Raw genomic sequence first — 26,927 nt, forward strand, 5'->3', positions numbered from 1 at the left:
GTCCGCGCGGCGCCCCGCGCGCCTCCGGCTACCCTCGGTGCGATGGACGAGGACAGGTACGGGCAGGACGTGCTCGCCGGCGACTGGCGCGCCCGCGGCAGGGTCGAGGTGGCGGTGGTCGAGGCCGAGCGCGATCTGGTGGTCGAGGAGGTCGCCTCCGGCTTCGTGGGCGCCGTGCTCGGAGTGGAGCTGCGGATGGTGCGGCTGGAGGACCGGTTCGGCAAGGTCCGTGTGTTCCCGCTCGGGCCCGGGTTCCTCCTCGAGGGGAAGCCCGTGTCGCTGAAGGCGCCCGGGCTGAAGCGCGACGCCGGCCTCGGTCGCGCGCGCTCCGCCTCCGGCTCCTTCCACGTCGCCGACGCGAAGGCGCGGGTCGCCCTGCCCAGCCGCATCTACGTCGAGGGCCGGCACGACGCCGAGCTGGTCGAGAAGGTCTGGGGCCACGACCTGCGGGTCGAGGGCGTCGTCGTCGAGTACATCGAGGGCGTCGACAACCTCGACGAGCTGGTGCGAGAGTTCCGGCCCGGTCCGGGGCGCCGCATCGGCGTGCTCGTCGACCACCTGGTGCGCGGCTCGAAGGAGTCGCGGATCGCCGAGCAGGTCGCCGCCGGTCCGCACGGCGCCCACGTCCTCGTCGTCGGCCACCCCTACATCGACGTCTGGCAGGCCGTGAAGCCCGGCCGGATCGGCCTGGAGCGCTGGCCCGAGATCCCTCGCGGCACCGAGTGGAAGCACGGGATCTGCGAGGCGCTCGGCTGGCCGCACGAGGAGCAGGCCGACATCGCGCGCGCCTGGCAGCGCATTCTCGGCCGGGTGCGGACCTTCCAGGACCTGGAGCCGGCGCTGCTGGGCCGGGTCGAGCAGCTCATCGACTTCGTGACGGAGCCCGCATGACCCGGCACGCGGGGCTCGGCCTCGCCCTCGACGCCGTGCTCGTCCTGGTCTTCGTGCTGATCGGCCGCGGGAGCCACGACGAGGGGTCGGCGCTGATCGGCCTGCTCACCACGCTCTGGCCGTTCCTGGCGGCGCTCCTGCTCGGCTGGGTCGTCACGCGCTCGTGGCGCTCCCCGGACCGGATCGTGCCCGCCGGGCTCGTCGTCTGGGCGGTGACCGTCGCGGGCGGGATGCTCCTGCGGATCGCCTCCGGGCAGGGCGTGCAGTGGAGCTTCGTGATCGTGACGGCCGTCGTGCTGGCCGTGTTCCTCCTCGGCCGCCGCGCTCTGACGCGGCTGATCGCCCGCCGGCGCTAGGCGGACCGGCGGCTCAGCCCACCCGCACCCCGAAGTGCTCCGCGAACAGCGGCAGCAGGAGGCTGAGCTGCAGCTCGGAGAGGGTGGCGCCCCGGAGGCCGTCCAGCCCGGTGAGCACGTGCAGCCCGGCGCCGCGCAGATCGAGGTGCTCGATCCGGGCCCGGGAGAGATCGAGGGAGCGGACGTCGCAGTCGACCAGGCGCAGCCGCGTGCCGGTCGCACCCGCCAGGTCGAGCTCGTCGATCGTGCAGCGCTCGAGCAGCACGTCGCGCACCGCGGCGCCGCGGAGGTTCAGGTAGCCGAGCTTGCAGTCGGCCACGCGCACCTGCTCCCAGGTGCTCTCGTAGAGCTCGGCCGAGCCCAGCCGCGAGGCGAGCAGCTCGACGGATCGGAGCCGGCTCCGCGGCGCCGAGAGCCCGGGGACGTCCAGCCGCTCGAGCCGCGACTCCGCGATCGACGCGGCCCGCAGCTGGGCGCCGTCCAGGACCACTCCCTCCAGCACGCACTCGCTGAAGGAGGCCGCGGTGAGATCGGCGCCGGTGAGGTCGGTGCCGGCGAAGCGCAGTCCTTCGGCCTGCTCCCGGGCGCCCGTGTCCCCGGCATACCCCTCGGCGAGGCCGTCGAGGAGGAGGGGGTCGAGCCGGGGAGGAGCGGTCGCGTCGCGCACGCGGCGAGCCTAGTGCTGGCACCATGGCGGCATGCCCCGCCTGCTCGCCGTGTGCCGCGTCGCCCGCCTCCTGCCCGACTCCGGCACGGTCGGCGTGACCGCGATCGACAAGCGGCCGGTCGAGGGTCCCGTCGGAGTGCGCGACTTGGGCCTCTACGGCGACGTGCAGGCCGATCGCGCGCACCACGGCGGCCTCGACAAGGCGCTCTACGCCTACTCCGACGAGGACGCGGTCTGGTGGGCGGAGCGCCTGGGGCGGCCGGTGGCCGCGGGGATGTTCGGCGAGAACCTGCGGATCGCGGGCCTCGACGTGAGCGGAGCCGTGATCGGCGAGCGCTGGCGGATCGGCGAGGCGGTCGAGGTCGAGGTGACGATGCCGCGGACGCCGTGCGCGACGTTCCAACGGGCCCTCGGAGAGCCCCAGTGGGTGAAGCGCTTCGCCGACGAGGGGCGCACCGGCGCCTACCTGCGGGTGCTGCACCGCGGATCGGTGGAGGCGGGCGACGCCGTCGAGGTGCTGAGCCGGCCCGGGCACGGCGTCCCGGTCGACCGCTGGTACCGCGAGCACAGCCCGGCGGACGCGCAGGCGCTCCTCGAAGCGGAGGAGGCGGGCGCGCTCCGGCCGGCTCCGGCGCTGCGGGCGTCGATCGAGCGGGCGCTCGCCTGACCCGGTCTACTCCCCGCGCGCCTCGCGCTTGAGGCGGCGCTTCACCGCTCGCTCCGTGAGCACCGTCAGGTAGTCCTGCACGGGCCGGTCCTGCAGGTCCGCGAGCTCCTCGCGCACGAGCGGCGCGACCTGCTCCTCGGAGTGGTCGGGGAACTTCTTGCGCACGTTCGCGGTCACGTCGCGCACCACCTGGTCGAGATCGAAGTCGGTCGTCATGCGGAGATCCTGGCCCCTCGAGGTGAACAGGAGGGGCGCGGAGCCCAAGGCCCCGCGCCCCTCCTCCGTGCCGATGGTCAGCTCGCGGCGACGGCGATCTCGTTCGGCGTGACGTCGAGCTCGCCCGTGGCGACGACCTCTCCCGTGGTGAGGTCGACGGCGTGGATGCTGTCGGCGGCCGGGTCGGTCACGTAGGCGATGTCCCCGGCGACCGTGATCGCGGGGTGCGGGTCCTGCCACTCGACCGGGCTCTCCCAGGCGTCGACGACGGGGTAGGAGGCGGTCAGCTCGCCGGTCTGGGGGTAGAGGACGTGGATCGCGCCGTCCGAGGCGATCATGTACGCCAGGTCGTCGGGGCCGCGGGCGACGCCGCGGAAGGTGTACTCGACGCCCTCGGGCAGGTCGACGACGTCGAGGGTCTTCGCCTCGGTGTCGATCAGCGCCACGCGGTGCAGGAGGTAGCCCTCGGCGTCGCGGTCGTCCTTGTAGTCGCCGACGATGATCGGGCTGGTCTCGCTGACCCAGGCGTTGCCCATGCGGCCGTACGGCTGGTCCGGCGCCTCGAGCTTCGTGATCTCGCCGCCGTCGTAGACCAGGGCGCCGTTCTCGCAGCCGAAGACGACGACCTCGTTCTCGGCCGTGCCCTCTCCGTGGACACCGGGGCACTGGTCGTTCGTGGCCGTCACGGCGCCGGAGGCGTCGCGCACCTCGATGCCGGTGCGCCCGTCGGCGTCACCGACCGTGGTGAGGAAGGTGCCGTCCTCGAGGACGATAGAGACGCCGTGGTGCGCCTCGACGCCCGGGATGGTCTCGGTCTCGGGCATCCCGTCCGAGGACGCCAGGTCGGCGGTCTCGAGGACGGTCGTGTCGCTCGTGCCGTCGGCGTAGAGGACGGTCTTCCCGGCGTGCCGGACGACGTGGCCCGGGGTGTCCGCGGGGAAGACGATGTCCGTCAGCTCCGGCTCGCCGCTGGTGCCGGCGGCGGTGTCGAGGAGCTGGAACCCCTCGCTCATGGTGACTATGACGTGGCGGTCGTCGCCGGCGGGGTTGAGGCGGGTGAACTCCTCGGAGTCCAGGTCCGCGACGGTCTCGAGGGTCTCGCCGTCGAGGACGAGGATGCCGCCCTCGTAGGCGACGGCGACGCGGGCGCCGGCGGCCGCCGCGGCCTCGGTGGCCGGCGCGGTGGACGCGGAGGACTCGGCGGCCGGGGTCGAGCTCGACGAGCAGGCCGCGAGGACCGTGATCGAGCAGGCGGCGATCAGGCCGAGGCCCGCCCGCCGGACGTGGGGATTCTGCATGGGTGCTTCTTCTTCCTGGTGGTGGATCGGAGGGCTCACGGGGAGAGCCCGGTGGCGATGCGCTGCGTGTTGACGCGCATCATGGCGAGGTAGTCGGGAGCGCCGCCCTCGGGCCCCGTCAGGGACTCCGTGAACAGCTCGACCACCTCCACGCGGATGTCGGCCTCGCTCGCGAGCGCCTGGACCAGGCGGTCGGGAGACGAGGACTCCGCGAAGATCGTGGGGACGCCGGTCTGCTCGACCGCGTCGACGAGATCGGCGAGGTCGGAGGCGGACGGCGCCGCGAGGGTCGTGCCTCCCGGGATGACGGCGCCGACGACGTCGAAGTCGAAGCGGTCGGCGAGGTACCCGAAGACGTGGTGGTTGGTGACGAGGGCGCGGCGCTCGGCGGGGATCGCGGCGAACGCCGCGGCCATCTCGGAGTCGAGCCGCTCGAGCTCGGCGCGGTAGCCGGCCGTCCGGTCCCGGACGGCGGCCGGATCGACGCCGTCGAGCGCGGCGAGCACGGGCCCGAGGGAGTCGACGATGTCGATCATCCGGCCGGGGTCCGTCCAGAAGTGCGAGTCCGGGCTCCCCTCCGCGTCGCCCTCGCTGTAGTCGAGGACGTCGACGGCGTCGCCGGCGACGAACGCGGGGACGTCCTCACCGGAGGCCTCGTCGAGGTGCTGCTGCAGGCCCTCTTCGAGTCCGAGCCCGTTCGAGACGACGAGGTCGGCGGAGCGCAGGCGCGCCGCCTCCTGCGCCGAGATCTCGAAGGAGTGCGGGTCGGCGTCGGGCTTCATCAGCGTGACGACCTGCGCCTCGTCGCCGACGAGCTCGCCCACGACGTCGCCGAGGATGTTGGTGGAGACGATGACGAGGGGCCTCTCGTCCTCCTCCGCGGACGTGCAGCCCGACAGGAGCAGGACCGCCGCGGCGGACGCGAGGGCCCAGCGGCGCCTCATCGGCCCGTCTCCGCCGTGAAGGCCGGCTCGGTGGCGGTCTCGAAGGTGCGGGCGAGGCGCGCGCCGTCCGCGTAGTCGATCTCGTGCAGCTTCCGCTCGGCGGGTGCGCTGAGGTAGGCCCGCTGCTGGTCGGCGATCAGGACGGGCCGCGAGCCGTCCGCGGTCGTGTCGGCGACGAGGGGCGCGGTCTCGGCGAGGACCGCGCCGTCGGAGCCGTCGAGCACCAGCACGCGGCCGTCGGCGGCGAGGGCGAGGACGGTCTCGTCCGCGTCGTCCACCGCGGTGACCTGCGCCAGCGGGGCGGGAGAGGGGAGGAGGCTCCAGGAGCGCTCCCGGGTGTCGAGGAGCCAGATGCCCGCGTCCCCGGCGAGGCCGGCGACCGTGGGGCGGCCCTCGCGGTTGTCGAAGGAGGCGGCGGGTGGCGCGGTGGTGCCGGCGGGGTAGGGGATCCGCTCGACGATGAGCTCCTCGTCCTCGATCGACGCCAGGAGTGCGCCGTCGGAGCAGCCGATGACGGCGCCGACGCGGGTGGTGATCGTCCCGGCGGGGTCGGGGCAGGCCTCGCGGAGGCCCGTCGGCTCGCCGTCCGAGTCGTAGCCGGCGACGGCCGCTCCGGATCCGGACCCCTCGGTCACCAGTGCGGACGAGCCGACGGGCACGACCATCCCGGGTCCGGGCTCGACGTCCTTCCGGAACCGCTCGACGATCGCGCCCTTCGACAGCGCCTCGGTGTCGAGGAGGACCGCCTCGCCGGAGTCGGGGAAGAAGAGTCCGGTTCCGCCGGTGGTCGAGAGGTTCGTCGTGGCGACGACGGCCGTCCCGGAGCCCTCGACCGTGCCGATCAGGCGGGGGTCCGCGCGGTAGTAGTGGAAGTGGTCGACGTGGTCCCAGGTCCACACGCCGCTGTCGACGATCTCGACGCCCGCATCGGTCTGGGCGAAGAGGTAGCGGCCGTCGGTCGTCATCGCGCTCGGTGCGCCGATGGTGCCGAGGCCGGTGACCGTCTCGTCGAGGAGGTCGAGGTGCGACACGGCGCCCGACGGGTCGATCGTCGTCAGCCCCAGGCGCGGCTCGGCGAGCTCGGCGGCGTTCGCGACGGCGCCGTGGCCGGAGCCCGTGTCGTCCGCGGCCGGCGCGGAGGCATCGGTCGAGCAGGCGGCCAGGCCCAGCGCGAGAGCGCCCAGGAGGACGGTGGAGGCGGTGGTTCGGGAGTGCACGGAGTCCTTTCGAGGGTGAGCGGGGGAGGGGCGGTGCCGGCAGGGCCTCATGCGGCGACCGGCTGAGGGCCCGACCGGGACGCGAGGGCCGACGCGGCCGAGCGGACCGCCCAGGACACCGCGGCGACCGCGATGGCCGTGCCGGCGACCGAGGCGCCCGCGGCCGTGGCCGCGTGCCAGGAGACGAGCAGGCCGACGAGCACGGAGGCCGCGCCGAGGATCGACGCGAGCAGCATCCGGGTCGGGATGCGGGTGGTCCAGTGCCCGGCGGCCACCGCGGGAGCCAGAAGGAGCCCGACGACGAGGAGCGAGCCGACCGCCTGGTAGGAGGCGACGACGGCGAGGGTCACCAGGCCGACCAGCGCGGCCTGAGCCGAGCGCGGACCGAGCCCGAGCACCGCGGCGATGCGCGGATCCAGCGCCAGGGCGACGAGCGGGCGGTGGAAGGCCGCCGCGACGAGGAGGCCGGCTCCGGCGGCGGCGGCGAGCACCCCGATGTCGACGGGGGTGATCGCGAGGATGTCGCCGAAGAGGATCGAGGTCGCGTCCGTGGCGAAGCTGCCCGAGTGCGAGATCACGATGACCCCCAGCGCCAGCATGGCGACGAAGAGCAGGCCGATGCTGGTGTCGTAGGACAGTCGTCCGCGCCGCTGCAGGGCCGCGATGCCGAGGCTCATCAGCACCGCGCTGGCTGCGCCGCCCACGAGGACGGGCGCGCCGAGCACCGTCGCGAGGGCGACGCCGGGGAGCATCCCGTGGGCGAGCGCCTCGCCGAGGAAGGCCATCCCGCGGAGCACCACCCAGGTGCCGACGACGCCGCAGAGGACCGCGACGAGGACGCCGCCGAGGAGGGCGCGCTGGAGGAAGTCGAGAGCGAACGGCTCGAGGATTCCGGCGAGGAGGCTGGGCATGGTGCCCGACCGTACACGATAATGAGAACAGTTATCACTCCTGTACGCTCGTCGGGATGGACGTCTCACCCCTGCCCGAGCCCCCGGTCCGCCTCCGAGGCGCTCACGTCGACTTCGGCTCCCGCCGCGCTCTCACGGGGGTCGATCTCGACGTCGCCGCGCGCTCGCTGACCGTGATCGCCGGGCCGAACGGCGCCGGCAAGTCGACGCTTCTGGAGGTGATCGCGGGAGTGCGTCCACTGACGTCCGGCACGCGGGACGTCACCGGAGCGATCGCCTTCGTGCCGCAGCGGGCGTCGATCCCGGACCTCCTCCCGGTGACGGTGCGCGACGTGGTCGCGGTGGGCACCTGGGGTCGGCTCGGCCGCCTCCGCCGCAGCGACGCGCGCGCGGCGGACGCGATCGCCACCGCGCTCGAGCGGATGGAGATCGCCGCGCTCGCCCGGGAGCCCTTCGCGGTGCTCTCCGGCGGTCAGCGGCAGCGGGCGCTCCTCGCCCAGGGGCTCGCCCGCGGGGCCGGCCTGCTGCTCCTGGACGAGCCCACCACCGGTCTCGATTCAGCGAGTGCGGAGCGGATCCGGTCGGTCCTGCGCGCGGAGGCGGACCGCGGCGCGACCGTGGTCTGCGTCTCGCACGACCCCTCCGTGCTGGCCGATGCCGACCGCGTCGTCGGACTCGTCGACGGGGCCCTCGCTCCAGCGGACCGATCCGTCACCCGCGGCCCGTGAGGCGGGGGCGCACGGGCCGTCCGTGACGGATCAATGAGCGGCGGGCAGCCGGACCTGTGGACAACGGCTCCAGGCGGCTGCAGTGACGCACTCTGGTCGGATGGCTCAGCGACTCCCGCTCCCCGACCGTCTCCAGGCGCGCGCCTTCACCGTGGCCGAGGCCCGCCGGCTGGGCGTGGCCCGGAGCCGCCTCCGCCGCAGCGACCTCGCCGCGCCGTTCCGTGGCGTCCGCGTCCCGGCCGCCGACACCGGCCTGCTCCCACGGGCCGAGGCGCTTCTCGCGGCCCTCGGCCCGTCCGCCGTGCTCAGCCATCTCACCGCTGCGCGCCTCTGGCCGCTCGAGCTCCCGGCCGCCGATTCGGACGAGCCGGTGCACGTCGCCGTCCGAGCTCCTGCTCGCGCCCCGCGCCGTCCGGGAGTGCACGGCCACTCGCTCAGCGATCCCGACGTGCACCGGATCCTCCGCTTCGGTCTGCCGCTCACGGACGGCGCCTCGCTGTTCTGCCACCTCGGGGCGCACCTCGAGCTGGACGACCTGGTCGCGGTGGGCGACGCGCTGATCCGCTCGCCGATCGGTCCGGATCCTGCGGACCCTCGACCGTGGGTGCGGCTCGCGCGGTTGCGGGAGCGGGCAGCAGGCTTCGGCGGTTGGGGGGTGCCGCGCGTGCGCGCGGCCGCGGCCCTCGTCCGCGACGGGGCGGACTCGCGGCAGGAGTCGCGGTTCCGGCTCGCCTCGGTGCGGGCGGGCCTTCCGGAGCCGGTGCTGCAGGAGCCGCTGTTCGACTCCGACGGGGTCTTCGTCGGGCGGCCGGACGGCTGGTACCCCGCGGAGCGGGTCGCGTGGGAGTACGAGGGTGACGATCACCGCACCAGCAACCGGCGCTTCGCGCGCGACCTCGGCCGCTACGACGACCTCGCCTCGATCGGGGTCCGCGTCGTCCGCATCGTCGGCGCCGAGTTCGTCCCGCACCCCGAGCGCTCCGTCGAGCGCCTGCGACGAGCACTCGACGAACGATCCGTCACCCGCGGCCCGTGAGGCGAGGGCGCACGGGCCGTCCGTGACGGATCGCACCCGAGCGACGGCCCACGGGCTGGGAGGATGGGGGGATGACCTCGACGCTGCTCGACCGGATGCCGACGCCCGACGCGGACGGGCGCGTCGACGACGACGCGGTCTACCTGGCCTTCACCGAGTGGGCGGAGTCGCGCGGCCTCCCGCTCTACCCGGCGCAGGACGAGTCCATGCTCGAGATCGCCTCCGGCTCCAACCTGATCCTCTCGACGCCCACCGGCACCGGGAAGTCGCTCGTCGCGATCGGCGCGCACGCCGCGGCGCTCGCCTCCGGACGCCGCAGCTTCTACACGGCGCCGATCAAGGCGCTCGTCTCCGAGAAGTTCTTCGCGCTGGTCGACGTCTTCGGCGCCTCCAACGTCGGGATGGTCACCGGCGACTCCTCGGTGAACGCCGACGCGCCGATCATCTGCTGCACGGCCGAGATCCTCGCGAACCTCGCGCTCCGGCACGGCGAGGATACCCCGGTCGACCAGGTCGTGATGGACGAGTTCCACTTCTACGCGGACCCGGCGCGCGGCTGGGCCTGGCAGGTGCCGCTGCTCACCCTCCCTCACGTGCAGTTCGTGCTGATGTCGGCCACCCTCGGCGACGTGACGGCGCTCGCCGCCGACCTCAGCCGCCGCACGGGCCGGGAGACCGCCCGGGTCACCGGCGTGGAGCGCCCGGTGCCGCTGCACTACTTCTACGAGATCGCTCCGATCCACGACTCCATCGAGGAGCTGCTCTCGACGAACCAGTCGCCGGTCTACGTCGTGCACTTCTCGCAGGCGGCCGCTCTCGAGCGCGCGCAGGCGCTCACCAGCGCCAACATCGCCACCCGCGAGCACCGCGACCGCATCGCCGAGGTGATCGGCGGCTTCCGCTTCACCACCGCGTTCGGCAAGACCCTCTCCCGGCTGCTCCGGCTGGGGATCGGCGTCCACCACGCGGGCATGCTGCCGAAGTACCGCCGCCTGGTCGAGCAGCTCGCCCAGCAGGGCATGCTGCGCGTGATCTGCGGCACGGACACCCTCGGCGTCGGCATCAACGTCCCGATCCGCACCGTGCTGCTCACCGCGCTGACCAAGTACGACGGCACCCGGACCCGCCAGCTCTCGGCCCGCGAGTTCCACCAGATCGCCGGCCGCGCCGGTCGCGCGGGGTACGACACCGCCGGGACCGTGGTCGTGCAGGCCCCCGAGCACGAGTCCGAGAACCGGAAGGCTCTCGACAAGATGGGCGACGACCCGAAGAAGCGGAGGAAGTGGGTCGCCAAGCGCGCGCCGCAGGGCTTCGTCAGCTGGGGCGAGCCGAGCTTCCGCAAGCTCGTCGACGCCGAGCCCGAGACGCTGACCTCGCACATGACGATCACGTCGGCGATGCTGCTGAACGTGATCGCCCGCGGCGGCGACGCCTACGCGAACGTGCACGCCCTGATCTTCGACAACCACGAGCCGTGGAAGCGGCAGCTGCAGCTCGCCCGCCGGGCGCTCGGCATCTACCGGACGCTGCGGGAGGCGGGCGTGGTCGAGCAGAGCGTCGGAGCCGACGGCGTGACCCGCATCCGCCTGACCGTCGACCTGCAGCCGAACTTCGCGCTCAACCAGCCGCTCTCGCCGTTCGCGCTGGCCGTGTTCGACGTTCTCGACCCGGAGTCTCCGAGCTTCGCGCTCGACGTGATCTCGGTGCTCGAGGCGACCCTCGACGACCCGCGCCCGATCCTGGGGGCCCAGCAGTTCCAGGCCCGCGGCGAGGCCGTCGCCGCGATGAAGGCCGAGGGGATCGAGTACGAGGAGCGGATGGAGCTGCTCGAGTCCGTCACGCACCCCAAGCCGCTCGAGGAGCTCCTCGAGGCGACCTTCGAGACCTACACCGCGGCGCAGCCGTGGGTGAAGGACTTCGAGCTCTCGCCGAAGTCGGTCGTGCGCGACATGTACGAGCGGGCGATGTCCTTCGGCGAGTACACCGCCTTCTACAAGCTCTCCCGCTCGGAGGGACTGGTGCTGCGCTACCTGTCCGACGCGTTCCGCGCGGCCCGGCAGACCATCCCCGACGAGCTGAAGAACGAGGAGCTGCACGACCTGATCGAGTGGCTGGGCGAGCTCGTGCGCCAGGTCGACTCCTCGCTGGTCGACGAGTGGGAGGAGCTGGTCAATCCGGCGCTCCACGCGGCGGACCAGGCGATCGTGCCGCCCGCTCCGCGCCGCCTCACCGCGAACCACCGCGCCTTCCGCGTGCTGGTGCGCAACGAGATGTTCCGCCGGGTGACCCTCGCCGCCCTCGACGACCACGAGGCGCTCGGCGAGCTCGACGCCGCCGCCGGCTTCGACGCCGACGCGTGGGGCGCCGCGCTGGACGACTACTACGACGAGCACGACAGCATCGGCATCGGGCCCGACGCCCGGGGGCCGAAGATGCTGCTCGTCACGGAGGAGCCGACGCAGTGGCTCGTGCGGCAGATCCTCGACGATCCGGCCGGCGACCACGACTGGGGGATCTCGGCGACCGTCGACCTCGCCGAGTCGGACGAGCAGGGTGCGGCCGTCGTCCGCGTCACCTCGGTCGGCCGCCTGGACTGATCAGCGGCCGCGCTTCTCCCGGCGCTGCATCTCTGCGGCGATGTCCGCCTCGGTGATCTCCTTGCGGGCGGGTCCCCAGATCGACGCGGCCTGGCCGACGACGCCGATCCCGATCCCGATCATCGGCCAGATCGGCCAGAAGTAGCCGTCGGCCCCTGTGCCGACCCAGACGGCGGTCGTGATCGCCGAGACGCTCGCCCATCCGCCGACCGATCCCAGGAAGTCGCGGCGCCGCTTGACCTCGCGCACAGCGCGCGCGCGCTCGGCGTCCTCGACGCGGGCGGTCTCCACCTCCTCGCCGGAGGCGGCCGCCGGGACGACCTCCGCGGACCGGTCTCGCCGGGCGGACGGATCCGGAGTTCCCCACTCGTTCGTCATGCGGCCAGCCTACGCACGGGCCGTCGGCAGCGGTACGCGGGCTTCAGGCGGCGGTCGCCTGCTCCGGCTGGCAGTGCGGGCACCACCAGGTGCGGCGCTGCTCGGGGTCGTCGCGGACCTCGTCGCGGACGAGCACCGTCGTGCCGCAGCGCAGGCACGGGCGCCCGGCGCGCCCCGCGACCCAGTGCCGCTCGCCGCGGCGGGTGTCACCGGTGGTGGTCTGGAACATCCCCGGGATCGTGACGGAGGCGCGGAGGCCTCTCGCCGCGGTCGCCACGAGGGCGCGGACGTCGAGGGAGCCGATCGGCCGCCAGGGCCAGACCCCGCGGAGGAAGCAGACCTCGTTGGCCCAGAGGTTGCCGAGACCCGCGAGGCAGCGCTGGTCGAGGAGTGCGGCGACGACGGGCCGGTCCGGGAGGCGGGAGAGGCGCCGGACGGCCTCGTCGGCGTCCCAGTCCGCGCGGAGCGGGTCGGGCCCGAGGTGCCCGACGGCGCGCGGCTCGTCGCGGGTGGCGAGGAGCTCGACGACCGGGAGGTCGATGCCCCACACGGTCGAGTCGTCGTCGAGGCGGAGGCGGACGCGGACGTCCTTCTGCACCGAGCGGGGGACCGCTCGGCCGGGAGCGGTCACGGTCCAGGAGCCCTGCATCCGCAGGTGGGTGTGAAGGGTCGTTCCGCCGGAGAAGCGGGTGAGGAGGTGCTTGCCGTGGGTGTCGTGCTCGAGGATCCTCAGCCCGGCGAGGGAGGTGCCGGCCGCGTCCCCGGAGCGCAGCTCGCCCTCGAGGACGGTGCGACCGTCCGCCGCCCGCCTGAGGCGGGCGGCGAGACGGTGCACACTGTCTCCCTCGGGCATCCCCGAACTCTAGGAGCCGGAGCTCGTCGAGGTCAGGGGTCGCGCGGGATCAGGCGCCGCGGTACGCCTGCTTGTAGACGCGCTCGGTGCCGTCGGGCGCGGTGACCTCGATGGTCGCCGTGCCGGCCTTGATGGGCTTGAAGACGGTCACGGTCTTGACCGTGAACGACTGGCCGGGCTTGACCGTCTTCTTCGTCTTGCTGCCGTACGCCGTCGTGATCTCGATCGAGACCGTCTCGTCGCCGTTGTTCACCGCCGACACCGTCAGCGTCCGCACGACGGCGAGGCGCTTGGTGGAGGCGGTGGTCGCGACGTCGATGACCGTGACGGGCTCGGGCTCCGGGTCCGTCCGGGTCTCGGGCAGGTCGAGGCCGACGACGACCGGGTCGTGGTCGCTGGAGCGGTACGCCGAGGTGTCGTAGAAGATCGTCGCGTTGTAGTCGTAGCGGCTGTACTCCAGTGCCACGGACTCGCCGCTGTTGATGTTCCAGGTGTCGACCCCGGTGACAGTCCTGTCGGCCGCGGGCGAGGCGAAGACGTGGTCCAGCGAGCCGACCGCGCCGTCGAACGAGTACGAGTACTTGCCGTCCTTCGCACCCTGGTCGATGTAGCCGGCGTCGGTGATCACCTTCACCGGGTCCTCCTTCGAGTAGGCGTTGAAGTCGCCCAGCAGGTAGACGAGCTCGGTGGCCTTCTCGGTGCGGAGGCGGTCGGCGAAGGCGACGAGGGCGGTCGCCTGCTTCACGCGCGAGGCGTTCGAGGCGCCCTGGCCGTCGCCCTGGTCGGCGTCGGCGCCGGATCCGGAGCCCTTCGACTTGAAGTGGTTCACGATCGCGACGAACTCGCTGGCGCTGTCGCCGAGGAGGCGGAACTCCTGGGCGAGGGGCTTGCGGGCGTTAGAGAAGTTCACCGTGTCGTTGAGCACGACGGACTCGCCGACCGGCTCGATGACGGCCTTCTTGTAGATGAAGGCGGTGCGGATGACGTCCTCGTCCGCGAGCGCGGGGAGCGCTGCGGGGGAGGGGACGTAGGCCCAGACCTCGGAGCCGGCCGCCGTGTTCAGCGCGGCGGTCAGGGTGGCGAGGGCCTCGTCGCGCGGCTTGCCGAACTTGGCCGAGTTCTCGATCTCCTCGAGCGAGACGACGCCCGCGCCGAGGGTGTTGATCGCGGTCACGATCTTGGCCTGCTGGCGCTCGAGGTCGTCGGCGTTCGCCGCTCCGCGGGCGTCGCAGCCGCTGTTGACCGTGACGGGGTCGCCGTCGCGGTCGGTGTAGAAGGTGCAGCCGGTGATCGAGTCGCCGGTGGTGGAGAAGTAGTTGAGCACGTTGAAGGACGCGATCGAGAGGTCGCCGCCGACGGCCTCGGGCTTCGCGGTCCGGGTGTTCGCGAAGGTCGCGGGCTGCACGTCGCCGGCGTTCTCGACGGTCAGCTGCGTGGTGGGCTGGAAGGCCCAGCCGCCGTTGCGGTAGTCGAGGACGACGGGGCGGGTGAAGGTCGCCGGAGCACCCACGCGGATCGGCGCGGTGGTGGTGAGGTAGGGCAGCGGGATCGCCTTGTTCGCGGCGGCGCCGAGGAAGTTGATCGAGGCGCCGTCGTCGAGGGTGATCGCGCGGGCGGCGTTGTCGGCGACGACGGCCGCGAGCTCCGGCGAGCCGGGGCGGGCGACCTCGGTCGGCGTGAGCAGCGGGGACGTGCCGGCGGCGAGGCCGACCGAGCCGAAGCTGTTCAGGTCGAAGGTGTCGGTGACCGTGTAGGCGCCCTGCGGAGCGATCAGCATGCTCTCGAGCACCTCGCGCTCGGCGGCGGTGCCGGGGAGCGCGACAGCGGCCGGGACCGGCGCTGCGGCGGCGCCGTCGAGCTTCACGACGGTCGCGGCCGAGGTCGGGGTGAGCTCGGTCAGGCCGTTGTACTCGCTCACCTCGCCGGTGATGCGCAGGTGGTCGCCGATCGTGACCGACCCGACGGAGGCGGAGGAGAAGACGAAGACGGCGTCGGAGGCCGTGCGCGAGCTCTCGCCGCCGGTGCCGGGGGTCTGGATGACGTAGCCGTTGTAGCCGCCGGACGGGTAGCGCGCGGTGACGACGCCGGAGGTGGTGACGGTGCTGCCGACGAGCGGCGACGCGTAGCCGGTGCCCTGGATCTCCGCGATGGAGACGGCCGGGATCTCGGCCGGAGGGGTCGTCGGGGGAGTGGTCGGCGGGGTCGTCGTCGGCGGCGTCGTGGGCTCGGGCTCGGATCCTCCGCCCGCGGCCTGCGGGGTCGGTGCGCCGAGCGCGAAGTCGGCCGAGTTGACGTCGGTGTCGCCGGTGGCGGTGTCCGCGCGGGCGATCGTCTGGGTGAGGGAGGGCACCGTGGCGACGGACGACTCGAAGGTGTTCGAGGTGCCGTAGCCGACGAGGTCGATCACCGCGTCCGGCTGGGCGGCGGCGCCGGTGGGCGGCGCCACGAGCGCCGAGGTCCCGTCGACGAGGAAGAGGGTGCCGCCCGCGGCGGCCATGTTGAGGCCGTTCGCGCTCTGGTCGGGCGTCGGCAGGGCCGCGCCGTTGGTGCCGTTGCTGGCGCCGGCGAGCAGGAAGTGGCCGCCGGCGGGCACCGAGCCGGTGAGCGGCACGGTCGTGGTGGGGTTCGCGGTGCCGGTCGCCGAGCGGTACTGGATCGAGAGGCCGCCGAGGGCGATCTCGGCGGCGGTGGGGTTGTAGAGCTCCACGTAGCGGTTGCTGAACGCGGCACCGGCGGAGCCTCCGCGGGCGAAGACCTCGCTGATGACGAGCTCGTCGCCCGAGGGCGCGGCCGCGGCGGAGGTCGCGACCAGCGGAGCGGCCGCCAGGGCCAGTCCGGTCAGGGCCGCCAGGCCGAGCCCGCGCCTCCGGCGGCGGTCGGGCGGGGTGGGAGAGTCGGGCATGGTGGTCCTCTCGATCGCCGCTCGGAAGAGCGGTCGCAGCGTCGTCGCCGCGCGGCGCGGCCGGCGCACCCCCGGAAGGGGCACGCATGGTCACGCTATGCAGTGCGGGTGCCCGGCCTGTGAACCGGACGTTTCATGAACGTAAACTCATCCACCGACATCGGGGCGCGCGGGTGCCGCTCGCGGCGCGTTCGCGGCTTCGCGGGCCACACTCGTCGGATGATCTCCTTCGAGCTGGCCCGTGCCCTGCGCACGGCGGGCGTGCGCTGGACGCCCCGCACCGGTGACCGCTTCCGCATCGAGCGGGAGGGCTTCGACGGCGACGTCTTCACCGTCAGCGACATGACCATCGAGGCGCACGAGTACCCGAGCGGGACCGTCCTCGGCTTCAACGGCACCACGGAATGGGCGCTCGACTCCGTCTCCCTGGAGGACTCGCTCTGGCTGCCGCGGGAGGACCAGCTGCGCGAGCTCCTCCGCGGGACCTTCCGCTCCCTTCGTCGCCTCGCCGAGCCGGAGACGCGGTTCGCCGTCGAGGTCGAGCTCGGCGGCCGGGCGCGGACCTTCGAGGACGCGGCGGCCGAGAACGCCTACGCGGAGGCGCTGCTCGCGCTGGTCAGCTCGGTCGCGGTCGACCTCGACGACGTGGACGAGCTGGACGCGGCCGACGAGCCCGACCGGGCGGCCGAGCGGGCCTGAGGCTCCGTCCGACCCCGACCCTCCGCATCCGGCGGGGCTAGGACGCCGCCTTCTCCGCCGCCGCGGTCTTCTTCGGGGTCCGCTTCTTCGCAGGCGCGTCGGCGCCCTTCTCCGGGTCGGCTCTCTTCGCCGCGGGCTTCTTCTTCGCGGCGGTCGTCGCCGGAGCCTTCGCCGCCTTCTTCGGGGCAGGCGTCGTCGCCGCCTTCTTCTCGGCGGGAGCCTCCTCCGCCGGCGCACCTTTCGCCCCGCGGCTGCGCTCGACCGAGCGCTTGAGCGCCTCCATCAGGTCGAGCACCTCGCCGCCGCCCTCCTCCTCCGGCGCCTCGCCGAAGGTCGCGGCGGTGTCGAGGGCGTCGCCCTGCTCGATCTTGGCGTCGATCAGCGTGCGCAGCTCCTCCTGGTACGCGTCGTGGAACTTCGCGGCGTCGAAGTCCTCGGAGTAGGAGTCGACCAGGTGCGCCGACATCTCGAGCTCGCGCGCCGCGATCCGGGTGCTGCCCTCCAGCGACGGGAACTCGACCTCGCGCACCTCGTCGGCCCAGAGCAGCGTCTGCAGCATCAGCAGCTTGCCGCGCACCCGCAGCGCCGCGAGCCGGGTCTTCTGCCGGAGCGCGAACTCGACGATGGCGGTGCGGTCGGTCTCCTCGAGGGTGCGGCGCAGCAGGACGTAGGCCTTGGGGGAGGAGGAGTCGGGCTCCAGGATGTAGGCGCGGTCGAACATGATCGGGTCGACCTGCTCGCTGGGCACGAACTGCACGACGTCGATCTCGCGGTCGCGCTCCTCCGGCAGCGCCTTGAGCTCGTCCTTGGACAGGACCACGGTGCGCTCGCCGTCGTCGTAGGCCTTGTCGATGTGGTCGAAGGTGACGACCTCGCCGCAGATCTCGCACTTGCGCTGATACCGGATCCGTCCGCCGTCCTTGTCGTGGACCTGGTGCAGCGGGATGTCGTGGTCCTCGGTCGCGCTGTAGATCTTCACCGGCACGTTGACCAGGCCGAAGGTGATCGCGCCCTTCCAGATGGCTCGCATGCGCCCAGTGAACACCGTGTCCCCCGGCCGCCGGAAGCCCTGTCGGACGTGAGGGAGCCCCCGACCGTCGAAGGGACCCGCCGCAGCTCGACGGTCCGGGGTCCCCTCAGGGCGGAACGACGGAGCCGCCCGGTCGTCGCGGAGCGACGGCCGGACGGCTCCGGGGCGGTGGCGGCTAGCCGCGCTCGGCGCTCCGGCGGCGCAGCGCGGCGAGCAGGAGCCCGCCGACGCCGCCCGCGATCAGCAGTCCGCCGAGGCCCAGAGGCAGGCCGACGTCGGCTCCCGTCGAGGCCAGGGGCGGGCGGCCGCCGGGGTGCGGCGCCACGGCGGTCGGCGTGCTGCTCGGGGTGAGAGCGGCCGTCGGCGCGGTGGTGGGCGCGGTCGTCGGGGCGACGGTCGGCTGCGCGGTCGGAGCGACGGTCGGCTCGGCGGTCGGGGCCACGGTGGGCTCCGGCGTCGGGGTCGGCGTGGTCGGGTCCTTCTCGGCGTCGATCGCGGAGGTGTCCGCGGCGAACGAGGCGGTCACGAAGGCGATGGCCTTCGACGTGATGCCGAGCGCCTCCTGGTTGATGTTGTCGATGTCGTCGGCGGCGGAGTGGTAGTTCGGGTCGTGCGTGATGCCGGCGGTGCCGCCGAACAGCGCGACCTCCTCCTCCGTCTTGACGTCGTCGGCGCCGGTGAAGACGCCCGAGGACGGGATGCCGACCGAGATGAAGCCGTCGTAGTCGCTGCGTCCGTCGAACGCGGTGTCGATCCAGGGCTGGTCGATCGAGTCGAAGTAGTCGGTGAACGCCTTCTCGGTCGCGATCGAGCCGGCGGGCACGTCCACGGGGGCCTCGTAGGTGGACTGGTCCGCGTCGTAGACGGAGATCACGTAGTTCGGCGAGGCGACCATGTCGAAGTTCATGTAGGTCGCGATCTTCGAGGCGTCCTCCTCCGTCAGGGAGTCGACGTAGGTGTAGGAGCCGACCAGGCCCACCTCCTCGGCGCCCCACCAGGCGAAGCGGACCGCGTTGGTCGTGTCGCCCGCGGCGGCCAGCTGCACGGCCGTCTCGAGCAGCGTCGCGGATCCGGAGCCGTTGTCGTTGATGCCGGGGCCGGCGGGCACGCTGTCGAGGTGCGCGCCGAGCATGACCACGTTGTCGTGGTCGCCGCCCGGGGTCTCCGTGACGATGTTGAAGGTCTCCACCTCGGTCGTCGTCTGGTCGATGAGGACCGAGACGCTCGCGGGGAGCGACGCCAGCAGCGCCTGACCCTCGGCCTGCGTGACGCCGACGCCGGGGACGGCGGCCTCGTCCTGTCCGCCGAACGTCCCGTTGAGGGCGTCGCTCGGCGCGTTGTCGTAGATGATGATCGCGGCGGCGCCGGCGGCACCGGCGGCGACCGACTTCTCGAGGAAGCTGCAGGAGCCGCGGCTGACGAGCGCGACCTTCCCGGTGGCGTCGAGGCCGGTCCAGGCGTCCGTGGTGCAGCCGAGCGGATCGACGGGGGCGATGAGCTCGCCGGTCACGCCGCCCTCGGGTGTCGACGGAGTGAACTCCATCGGGATACCGACGGCGCCGGTCCCGGTGGTCAGCGTGAACGCGTCGATCGTCTGCGTCGCGGTGGTGAAGTCCTGGCGCTGCGTCGTGTAGCCGGCGCCCGCAAGGACCTTCTCCACGTACTCGCCGCTCAGCTCGTAGCCCGGGGTGCCGATCGCGCGGGTGCCGCCGTTGGCGTCTGCGATCGACTGGAGCGCCTCCAGGTGGGTCATGATGCCGTCGACCGTGACGGTGTCGGCGAAGTCGACCGGCTCGACGGCGCTCGCCGTCGGCGCGAAGGCGAAGCCGGCGACGAGGGCGCCCGCTCCGATCATCGCGCTCGAGCCGATCAGCGAGCGGCGTCGGCGGCCGCTCGGGGTGTTCGTGGTGGTTCGCGCCACTGGGGCTCCCTCTCCTCGAGAACGTGCCGCCGCGTCGGCGGCCCCGACGCGCACCTCCCGAAGACTGGGAGGGGATCGCGTCCTCTGCGAGGGTATTCACAGGAAACGGTGCGGCCCAGTCCCCCCTGCCAGATTTCATCCGGACGAAACACGGACCGGGCCGGCGGGTCGGTCAGGCCGTCGCCGGGCTCTCGGCCCACTCGCGGAGCATCGCGAGCGTCTCCTCCGGACGGTCGCGGTGGGGGCTGTGACCTGCGCCCGCCACGACCGCGTACCGGATGCGCGGATTCGCGCGCAGCACCAGGGCGGCGAGGGAGGGAGGGAGCAACGTCTCGATCTGCGGGTCGCCGGCCAGCACGAGGACCGGCGGGCGGAGGCCCGGCAGGTCCGCCAGCAGGTCCCACGGGTCGTTGTCGTCGATCGTCGCGGCGACCGCGGCCGGATCGGCGGCCCGCACCGCGGCGAGCTTCTCGGCCCGGTCCCGCTCGTCCCAGAGCGGCTGCGCGACAGCGAGCTCCTCGGCCGAGACCGCGAGACCGGCGAGCTCGCCCGCGCGGACGGCGGCCCGCTGCTCCGGGGCGAGCCGGAGCACCGGGTCCAGCAGCGCCAGGCGCCCCGCCCAGCCGGACTCGCGGGCGGCGGCGCGCACCGCGACCGCTCCGCCGAGCGAGTGCCCGACGACGAGGTCGAACCGTCCCCGCGCGAGGGCGTCGTCGGCGTAGGCGTCGTGGCGGGCGGAGCCGCCGCGCGGCCCGTCGCCGTGTCCGCGCAGGTCGGGAGCGGAGACGCTCCAGCCCGCCGCGGTCAGCTCGCGGCTCAGCCGCCACCAGGTGCGGCCCGAGCCGCCCAGGCCGTGCAGGAGCAGGACCCTGCCCGCCGTCATCGCCGGAGCCTCAGTCGAAGCGCGGGTCGCGGCCGGTGCGCTCACCTGTCACGAGCCCGGCGATCGCGGCGAGGTCCTCGTCGTCCAGGGCGAAGCCGAAGACGTCCAGGTTCTCGCGGATCCGCTCCGGCGTCACCGACTTCGGGATCACGACGACGCCGAGCTGCACATGCCAGCGCAGCACCGCCTGCGCCGGCGAGACGCCGTGCTTCGCGGCGACGCGGGCCAGGGCCGGCTCGTCGAGGAGGCGCCCGCGGGCCAGCGGCGACCACGCCTCGGTGACGATCCCGTGGGCGGCGTCGAAGGCGCGCAGCTCCTCCTGGGGCAGCCGCGGGTGCAGCTCGACCTGGTTGATCGCGGGCACCACTCCCGTCTCGTCGAGCAGGCGCTGCACGTGCTCCTCGGCGAAGTTCGAGACGCCGATCGAGCGGGCCCGCCCCTCGCTCTGCAGGCGCTCGAGGGCACGGTAGGTGTCGACGTAGCGGTCGCGCGAGGGGATCGGCCAGTGCACGAGGTAGAGGTCGACGTAGTCGGTGCCGAGCAGCTCGAGGCTCCGGTCGAAGGCGGCGAGCGTCTCGTCGAAGCCGTGGTCGTCGTTCCACACCTTGGTCGTCACGAAGACCTGCTCGCGGGGGAGGCCGCTCGCGCGGATCCCCTCGCCGACTCCGCGCTCGTTGCCGTAGAGGGTGGCGGTGTCGACGTGCCGGTAGCCGGCCTCCAGGGCGACGGCGACCGTGCGGGCCGCCTCCTCGTCGCCGATCTTGTAGACGCCGAGCCCGAGCTGGGGGATCGCGCGGCCGTCGTTGAGGGGGATCAGGGGGACGCTCATGCCTCCCATGCTGGCATGCGCCTCAGACGCTCCAGTCGAGCTCGCCGTGCGGTCCCACGTGCACGTCGTCCTCGATCAGCGCTGCGAGACCGGCCACCCCGAAGAGGAGGCGCCGCTCGGCGCGCTCCGCGTCGCTGCGCTCGTCGATGCCGCGCACGGCGAAGTGCACGTCGTGGCCCGCCTGCAGGCCCTCGACGCCGAGCCGGCCTCGGAGCGCGCGCACGGGGCGCCGGCCGATGCCGAGTCCGCGCCAGAGGGAGCCCGTCTCGAGGACCACCGCCGTCTCGGAGGCGACGACCCCGTGCTGCTCGCGGTGCGCGGTGAGCTGCCACCCGTAGCCGAGGTGGTGCAGGCGGGTCGAGTGCGGGCCGCGCCAGGCGTGCGAGGACTCCTCGCGGCGGAAGTAGACGGGACTCGGGCGGAAGGACCCCTGCCAGAGCGCGGCGGCGAGCTCGGTGCACCACTCCGGGGTCTCCGGATCGGACCAGGGGTCGAGGAGGTCGGTCCGGGCGGCGGCGCGCCGGTGCTCGCGCACCAGCTCCTCCGCGTCCTCCCGCAGTCCCATGCCGCCCCCTCGCCGTCGTAGGCCTTCACCCTAGGGTGCCCGACAGGCGCCGGACAACCGGGGTGGCGGCCTAGGAGGGCAGGGTGACCGGCTCGGTGTCGGGGAGCGGGCTGGCGTCGCGCCCGCGGAGATCCGGGTGGTACCGGCGGCCGAGCAGGGGCACCAGGAAGCCGACCAGGGCGAAGGCGGCGGCGACGACGATGGCGGCGGTCGGCCCGGCCTGGTCGATCTGCACGCCGGCGATCGCGGAGCCCAGCGCCGCGCCGATCAGCTGACCGGTGCCGACCCAGCCGTAGGCCTCCGCCGTGTCCGAGAAGCGCACGCTCGAGGCGGTGATCGCGAACAGCGCCGCGAGAGCGGGGGCGATGCCGATGCCGGCGAGGAACAGCGTGACGCACAGCCACCAGAAGTCGGTCGAGACCGCCGCCAGGCCCATGCCGACCGTGACGATCAGCATCCGCCGCGCGGTCGCCCACCGGCTGATCGGGATGTGGCCGAGGGCGAGGCCGCCGACCAGGGAGCCCGCCGCGAACACGGCGAGCACGACACCCGACTCGACTCCGCCCTCGCCGAACACCGCGACCACGCCCGCCTCGACCGCCGAGCAGGCGCCGATCAGGAGGAAGCCGACGACCGTGGCCAGCAGCACCGGGGGCTTCGTGAGCACCACGCCGAGGCGGCGCTTCGAGCGCGGGATCCGGACGCGGCCCACCTCGGGCGAGGCGATGAACCAGATCCCGCCGCCGATCAGGAACGCGGCGGCGGTCAGGATGCCCGCGACCGTCGACACCTGGATCGACACGAGCGTCGCCAGCACCGGGCCGAGCACCCAGATGATCTCCTGCGCGGAGGCGTCGAGCGAGAAGAGCGGGGTCAGCTGCGAGCTGGTGACCATCTTGGGGTAGATGGTCCGCACGGCCGGCTGCACCGGCGGCATGCTCAGGCCGGCGACGAACCCGATCACGACGAACTGCCACACCTCGAGCGGGAGCACGGCCATCGCGATGATCGCGCCCGCGCAGACCACGAGGGTGATCGTCAGCACGCGGCGCATCCCGAGCCGCCCCATCAGGCGGCTGGTCAGCGGCCCGGCGATGGCCTGCCCGATCGACATCGAGCCGAGCACCAGGCCGGCGGCGGCGTAGGAGTGGTGCACCCGCTCCACGTGCAGGAGGAACGCCAGCGAGAGCATCCCGAACGGGAAGCGCGCGGTCAGCTGCGCGAGGATGATGCGCCCCACCCCGGGGGTCTTCAGGAGATCGGTGTAGCTGCCCACCGGACGACACTAGCGCTCCGGAGGGGACTGCGGTTCGTCGAGGGAGACCGCTGCACGAGGGTCCCTCGACGGGTCGCGGTTCCCTCGGCGGAGGGGTACGTCAGCCGGCCAGCACCTTGCGGATCCGCTGCAGCGACACGCTCTCGGCGGTGCCGAGCGACTGCGCGAAGAAGCTCACCCGCAGCTCCTCGATCATCCAGCGGGCGCGCGCGATCCGCTCCGGGGCGTGCGCGGGCAGCGGCACGACGCCGCCTGCCGAGCGGTAGAGCTCCTGGGCCGCCTGCACCTCGTTCAGCCAGACGCGGTCGCGCCCGACGTTCTCGGCGATCTTGCCGAAGCGCTCGGTGATCCCGCCGAGGTAGCGCGGGAGGTGCCGCAGCCGCTCCACTCCGGTCGCCGAGACGAAGCCCGGGTAGACCAGGCCGGAGAGCTGCTCCCGCGCATCCGTGAGGGCGGGCAGGAGCGCCATGCTCGTCGAGGCCTTGAGCGCCTTCTCGACGCCCCGGGCGGTGGTGAGGATCGTCGTGACCGTCTTCACGGTCTCGAACATCGCGTCCATGACGCTCGCCGAGACCCGGTCGCGCACGGCGTCGAACTCGGCGCGGAGGAAGAGCATCCCGTCGGGCTTCATCCGCCAGAGGACCGCGTCGACGCAGGCGAGCAGGCAGTCGGTGAAGAGCGCGGTCGTGTTCTGGTACGGGCTCTGCGCGAGCACGAGCTTCTCGTTCGAGGTGAGGTGCTGCTGCACGTAGGCGACGGGGCTCGGCGTCGCGAGCAGGAGGAGGCGGCGGACGCCTCGCGGGTGCTCGCGCGCCTGGTCCTCGGCCGTGGCGAGCAGGCGGATCGAGACCGAGTCGCCGTCGTCGATCAGGGCGGGGTAGGCGCGGATGGTGTTCCCGCCCTGCCGGGTGTCGGTGACGCGGGGCAGCTCCGGCATGTCCCAGGTCCTCAGGCCCCGGCGCTCGAGCGCGTCGGGGACCCGGGCCTCGACCACGCGGGCGACCTCGTCGCGGACCCGACCGCGCAGGCGCTCGGCCAGCGGGGCGAGCTCCTTGCCGGCGGCGACCGTGCGCCCCCGCTCGTCGGCGACGGCGAAGGTGACCCGCAGGTGCGAGGGGATGCGCTCGAGGTCGAAGTCCTCGGGCTGCACCACCACGCCGGCCTCGCGGCGGATCGCTCCGGCCAGGGTCGCCGCGAACGACTCCGTCGGCGGGTTCGGCACGTCGTGCGGCAGGGACGCGGTGAGCTTGCGCGCCCAGTCGTTCGCGGGCACCACGTTCCGGCGCAGGTGCTTGGGCAGCGCCTTGATCATCGCGGTGACCAGCTCGGCCCGGAGTCCCGGCACCAGCCAGTCGAAGCCGAGGGGCGTCACGCGGGGCAGGAGCGCGAGCGGCACGTGCACCGTCACTCCGTCCTCCTCCGTCCCCGGCTCGAACCGGTACGAGAGGCGGAAGCGCTGGTCGGCCTGGCGCCACTGCGTGGGGAACGCGGTCTCGTCGATCTGCTCCGCGTCCTCGGGGAGGAGCGTCTCCTGCGTCATCGTCAGCAGGTCGGGCTCGTCGTGCTGGGTCGTCCGCCACCAGGAGTCGAACGAGCGCACCGAGGTGATGTCGCGGGGGAGTCGGCGGTCGTAGAAGTCGAACACGGCCTCGTCGTCGACGAGCAGGTCGCGGCGGCGCGTGCGCTCCTCCAGCCGCTCGAGCTCGGCCCGCAGGGCGCGGTTCTTGCGGTCGAAGGCGTGGCGCGACTCCCACTCGCCCTCGACGAGGGCGTGCCGGATGAACAGCTCGCGGGCGTACGAGGCGTCGATCCGCGAGAACTGGACGCGGCGGCGGGCGATGATCGGCACGCCGTAGAGCGTGACCTTCTCGTAGGCCACGGCCGCGCCCTGCGCCTTCTCCCAGTGCGGCTCGCTGAACTGCCGCTTGACGAGGTCGCCCGCGATCGCCTCGGCCCAGGCCGGATCGATCGCGGCGTTCGAGCGGGCGAAGAGGCGGCTGGTCTCGACCAGCTCGGCGCTCATCACCGCGTCGGGGAGCTTCTTGGCCAGGGCGCTGCCGGGGAAGATCGAGAACTTCGCGTTGCGGGCGCCGATGTACTGCACGTTCTGGCGCTCGCGGCTCTTCGCCGCGCGCTGCGCCTGCTGCGAGGTGGTGTCCTTGATGCCCAGGTGCGAGAGCAGGCCGGCCAGGAGGCTCCGGTGGATCCCGTCGGGGTCGACCTTCGGCTCGCCAAGCTCGAGCTTGAGGGGGCGCGCGAGCTGGCGCAGCTGGCGGAACACGTCCTGCCACTCGCGCACGCGCAGGTAGTTGAGGTACTCGGCCTTGCACAGGCGCCGGAAGGCGCTCGAGGAGAGCTCCTCCTGCTTCTCCTCCACGTAGTTCCAGAGGTTCAGCAGGGTGAGGAAGTCGCTGGTGGGATCGACGAAGCGCGCGTGCTGCTGGTCGGCCTGCGCGCGGCGCTCGAGAGGGCGCTCGCGGACGTCCTGGATCGTGAGGCCCGCGACGATCGCCATCACCTCGCGGCTGACGCCGTGGCGGCGCGACTCGATCACCATCCGGCCGAAGCGCGGATCGATGGGGAGCCGCGCGAGGTCGCGCCCGATGCGCGTGAGCTGCGGCGCGGCCTCCGCCCCCTTGCGCGGGACGCCGCTCGAGTGCGCGCTCGGCGGCGTGCCGCGTACCGGAGCGGCGTCTCGTGGAGCAGCGGAGGGGGAGCCGGGGACGCGGAGGGCGCCGAGCTCCGTGAGCAGGTCGAGGCCGTCCTTGATGCCGCGGGAGTCGGGCGGAGTGAGGAACGGGAACGAGGCGATGTCGCCCAGTCCGAGCGAGATCATCTGCAGGATGACCGCGGCCAGGCCCGTGCGCAGGATCTCGGGATCGGTGTACTCGGGGCGGCGGAGGTAGTCCTCCTCGGAGTAGAGGCGGATCGCGATGCCCGCGCTGGTGCGTCCCGAGCGGCCGGAGCGCTGGTTCGCGGAGGCCTGCGACACCGCCTCGATCGGCAGCCGCTGCACCTTCGAGCGCGCGCTGTAGCGCGAGATGCGGGCCGTGCCGCCGTCGATCACGTAGCGGATCCCGGGGACGGTGAGACTCGTCTCCGCCACGTTGGTCGCGAGCACGACGCGGCGGCGGACGCCGGGGGTGCGCCCCTTCTCGAAGACGCGGTGCTGATCGGCCGCCGACAGGCGCCCGTAGAGGGGGAGCACCTCGGTGCCCGGCAGGTTCCGGCCCCGGATGGCGTCCTCGGCGTCGCGGATCTCGTTCTCGCCCGAGAGGAACACCAGGACGTCGCCCGGATCCTCGCGCGCCAGCTCGGATAGGGCGTCGGCGATGCCGGTCATCAGGTCGCGGCTGCCGCTCGTCGCGTCGGGGACGTCGGTGTCGTCGTCCTCCTCCGGCTCCTCGGCGACCAGCGGGCGGTAGCGGATCTCGACCGGGTAGGTGCGGCCGGAGACCTCGATGATCGGCGCGGGCTCGCCGGCGGCGTCGGCGAAGTGGGCCGCGAAGCTCTGCGGATCGATCGTCGCCGAGGTGATGATCACCTTCAGGTCGGGGCGCTGCGGCAGCAGGCGGTGCAGGTAGCCCAGGAGGAAGTCGATGTTGAGGCTGCGCTCGTGCGCCTCGTCGATGATGATCGTGTCGTACCGGCTGAGCATCCGGTCGTGGTTCATCTCGTTGAGCAGGATGCCGTCGGTCATCAGCTTGATCCGCGTCGAGGCGGACGCCTTGTCGGTGAACCGGACCTGGTAGCCGACCAGCCCGCCGACCTCGTCGTCGAGCTCCTCCGCGATGCGCTCGGCGATGGTGCGCGCGGCGATGCGCCGGGGCTGCGTGTGCGCGATGCTCTCGCGGCCGAGCTCCAGGCAGATCTTCGGAAGCTGGGTCGTCTTGCCCGATCCGGTCGCACCGGCGACGATGACCACCTGGTGGTCGCGGATCGCGGCGGCGATGTCCTCGCGCCGCGCCGACACGGGGAGTTCGGGCGGGTACCGGATGCTGAGCACGTCTGACATGAGCCCTCCATCCTACGCCGCGTGCGACAATGCCCTGTCTCGTGAAAC

The 26,927-nt window shown here is 73.1% G+C and carries 23 protein-coding genes; 7 read left to right on the top strand and 16 right to left on the bottom strand.

The genetic code is table 11. From position 1 onward, the window contains the following. Positions 1–42 precede the first annotated feature (42 nt). Complete coding sequence (locus tag C5C99_RS06980) at positions 43–891, top strand: DUF3097 domain-containing protein (RefSeq protein WP_104226898.1); 849 nt, start codon at positions 43–45, stop codon at positions 889–891. Next, positions 888–1,247, top strand: a complete 360-nt coding sequence (locus C5C99_RS06985) for a DUF3054 domain-containing protein (RefSeq protein ID WP_104233715.1) — start codon at positions 888–890, stop codon at positions 1,245–1,247. Before C5C99_RS06980 ends, C5C99_RS06985 begins: the two co-directional genes overlap by 4 nt. Before the next feature lie 13 nt (positions 1,248–1,260). On the opposite strand, the gene C5C99_RS06990 is transcribed toward C5C99_RS06985, so the two are convergent. Continuing rightward, the gene (locus C5C99_RS06990) at positions 1,261–1,914 is read right to left on the bottom strand and encodes a pentapeptide repeat-containing protein (RefSeq protein WP_104339833.1); all 654 of its coding nucleotides are present in this window, start codon (positions 1,912–1,914) and stop codon (positions 1,261–1,263) included. Between the two features lie 31 nt (positions 1,915–1,945). Here C5C99_RS06990 and C5C99_RS06995 point away from each other — a divergent pair, with 31 nt between their 5' ends. Beyond that, entirely contained in the window at positions 1,946–2,581 is a 636-nt protein-coding gene (locus C5C99_RS06995) for an MOSC domain-containing protein (protein WP_104255826.1), read from the top strand. 6 nt (positions 2,582–2,587) lie between these two features. On the opposite strand, the gene C5C99_RS07000 is transcribed toward C5C99_RS06995, so the two are convergent. From C5C99_RS07000 to aztB, 5 genes are all read right to left on the bottom strand, one after another. Further along, positions 2,588–2,797 carry a three-helix bundle dimerization domain-containing protein gene (locus C5C99_RS07000; RefSeq protein WP_104262881.1) on the bottom strand — a complete coding sequence of 70 codons (210 nt, stop codon included), beginning with the start codon at positions 2,795–2,797 and terminating at the stop codon, positions 2,588–2,590. Between the two features lie 77 nt (positions 2,798–2,874). Further along, entirely contained in the window at positions 2,875–4,095 is a 1,221-nt protein-coding gene (gene aztD / locus C5C99_RS07005; protein WP_104339834.1) for a zinc metallochaperone AztD, read from the bottom strand. A 35-nt stretch (positions 4,096–4,130) separates the two neighbouring features. Beyond that, positions 4,131–5,039, bottom strand: a complete 909-nt coding sequence (aztC, locus tag C5C99_RS07010; RefSeq protein ID WP_104339835.1) for a zinc ABC transporter substrate-binding protein AztC — start codon at positions 5,037–5,039, stop codon at positions 4,131–4,133. Then, on the bottom strand, positions 5,036–6,256 hold the full coding sequence (locus tag C5C99_RS07015; protein WP_104226905.1) for an ABC transporter: 1,221 nt from the start codon (positions 6,254–6,256) through the stop codon (positions 5,036–5,038). Before C5C99_RS07015 ends, aztC begins: the two co-directional genes overlap by 4 nt. A 47-nt stretch (positions 6,257–6,303) precedes the next feature. Beyond that, positions 6,304–7,167 (bottom strand): zinc ABC transporter permease AztB, encoded by an 864-nt coding sequence (gene aztB, locus C5C99_RS07020; RefSeq protein ID WP_104272854.1) that lies wholly within the window; start codon positions 7,165–7,167, stop codon positions 6,304–6,306. Between the two features lie 56 nt (positions 7,168–7,223). On the opposite strand from aztB, the gene aztA reads away from it, so the two are divergent. The 3 genes from aztA (at position 7,224) to C5C99_RS07035 (ending at position 11,528) form a co-directional block, all read left to right on the top strand. Beyond that, positions 7,224–7,895, top strand: a complete 672-nt coding sequence (gene aztA / locus C5C99_RS07025) for a zinc ABC transporter ATP-binding protein AztA (RefSeq protein ID WP_104339836.1) — start codon at positions 7,224–7,226, stop codon at positions 7,893–7,895. 100 nt (positions 7,896–7,995) lie between these two features. Continuing rightward, a complete protein-coding gene (locus tag C5C99_RS07030) occupies positions 7,996–8,931 on the top strand; it encodes a hypothetical protein (RefSeq protein ID WP_104339837.1) in 936 nt (311 codons plus the stop codon). Between the two features lie 71 nt (positions 8,932–9,002). Further along, complete coding sequence (locus C5C99_RS07035) at positions 9,003–11,528, top strand: RNA helicase (protein ID WP_104247346.1); 2,526 nt, start codon at positions 9,003–9,005, stop codon at positions 11,526–11,528. On the opposite strand, the gene C5C99_RS07040 is transcribed toward C5C99_RS07035, so the two are convergent. Genes C5C99_RS07040 through C5C99_RS07050 form a run of 3 tightly spaced genes read right to left on the bottom strand, consistent with a single transcriptional unit; the run spans position 11,529 to position 15,661 of the window. Continuing rightward, positions 11,529–11,906 carry a 2TM domain-containing protein gene (locus C5C99_RS07040; RefSeq protein ID WP_104335794.1) on the bottom strand — a complete coding sequence of 126 codons (378 nt, stop codon included), beginning with the start codon at positions 11,904–11,906 and terminating at the stop codon, positions 11,529–11,531. 43 nt (positions 11,907–11,949) lie between these two features. Beyond that, positions 11,950–12,759: a DNA-formamidopyrimidine glycosylase family protein gene (locus C5C99_RS07045; protein WP_104335793.1), complete on the bottom strand. Its 810-nt coding sequence runs from the start codon at positions 12,757–12,759 to the stop codon at positions 11,950–11,952. 49 nt (positions 12,760–12,808) lie between these two features. Then, positions 12,809–15,661 carry an ExeM/NucH family extracellular endonuclease gene (locus C5C99_RS07050; protein WP_104335792.1) on the bottom strand — a complete coding sequence of 951 codons (2,853 nt, stop codon included), beginning with the start codon at positions 15,659–15,661 and terminating at the stop codon, positions 12,809–12,811. Between the two features lie 219 nt (positions 15,662–15,880). Between C5C99_RS07050 and C5C99_RS07055 the strand changes: the two genes are divergently transcribed. Then, on the top strand, positions 15,881–16,360 hold the full coding sequence (locus tag C5C99_RS07055) for a pilus assembly protein CpaE (protein WP_244229602.1): 480 nt from the start codon (positions 15,881–15,883) through the stop codon (positions 16,358–16,360). Between the two features lie 37 nt (positions 16,361–16,397). Here C5C99_RS07055 and C5C99_RS07060 read toward each other — a convergent pair whose 3' ends face one another. The 7 genes from C5C99_RS07060 to hrpA form a co-directional block, all read right to left on the bottom strand. Further along, a complete protein-coding gene (locus tag C5C99_RS07060) occupies positions 16,398–17,390 on the bottom strand; it encodes a Ku protein (protein WP_104339838.1) in 993 nt (330 codons plus the stop codon). Positions 17,391–17,565: 175 nt separating this feature from the next. After that, positions 17,566–19,311, bottom strand: coding sequence for a M28 family peptidase (locus C5C99_RS07065; RefSeq protein WP_104339839.1), 1,746 nt, complete (start codon positions 19,309–19,311; stop codon positions 17,566–17,568). Between the two features lie 172 nt (positions 19,312–19,483). Next, positions 19,484–20,194 carry an alpha/beta fold hydrolase gene (locus C5C99_RS07070; protein WP_146085478.1) on the bottom strand — a complete coding sequence of 237 codons (711 nt, stop codon included), beginning with the start codon at positions 20,192–20,194 and terminating at the stop codon, positions 19,484–19,486. Positions 20,195–20,204: 10 nt separating this feature from the next. After that, positions 20,205–21,023, bottom strand: a complete 819-nt coding sequence (locus C5C99_RS07075) for an aldo/keto reductase (protein ID WP_104339852.1) — start codon at positions 21,021–21,023, stop codon at positions 20,205–20,207. Between the two features lie 22 nt (positions 21,024–21,045). After that, the gene (locus C5C99_RS07080; protein WP_104226914.1) at positions 21,046–21,588 is read right to left on the bottom strand and encodes a hypothetical protein; all 543 of its coding nucleotides are present in this window, start codon (positions 21,586–21,588) and stop codon (positions 21,046–21,048) included. A 70-nt stretch (positions 21,589–21,658) separates the two neighbouring features. Continuing rightward, positions 21,659–22,864, bottom strand: coding sequence for an MFS transporter (locus tag C5C99_RS07085; protein WP_104222308.1), 1,206 nt, complete (start codon positions 22,862–22,864; stop codon positions 21,659–21,661). Between the two features lie 100 nt (positions 22,865–22,964). After that, positions 22,965–26,879, bottom strand: coding sequence for an ATP-dependent RNA helicase HrpA (gene hrpA, locus C5C99_RS07090; RefSeq protein ID WP_104339841.1), 3,915 nt, complete (start codon positions 26,877–26,879; stop codon positions 22,965–22,967). Positions 26,880–26,927: the final 48 nt, after the last annotated feature.

This window comes from Rathayibacter sp. AY1C4 (assembly GCF_002932195.1).
Classification (GTDB): Bacteria; Actinomycetota; Actinomycetes; order Actinomycetales; family Microbacteriaceae; genus Rathayibacter.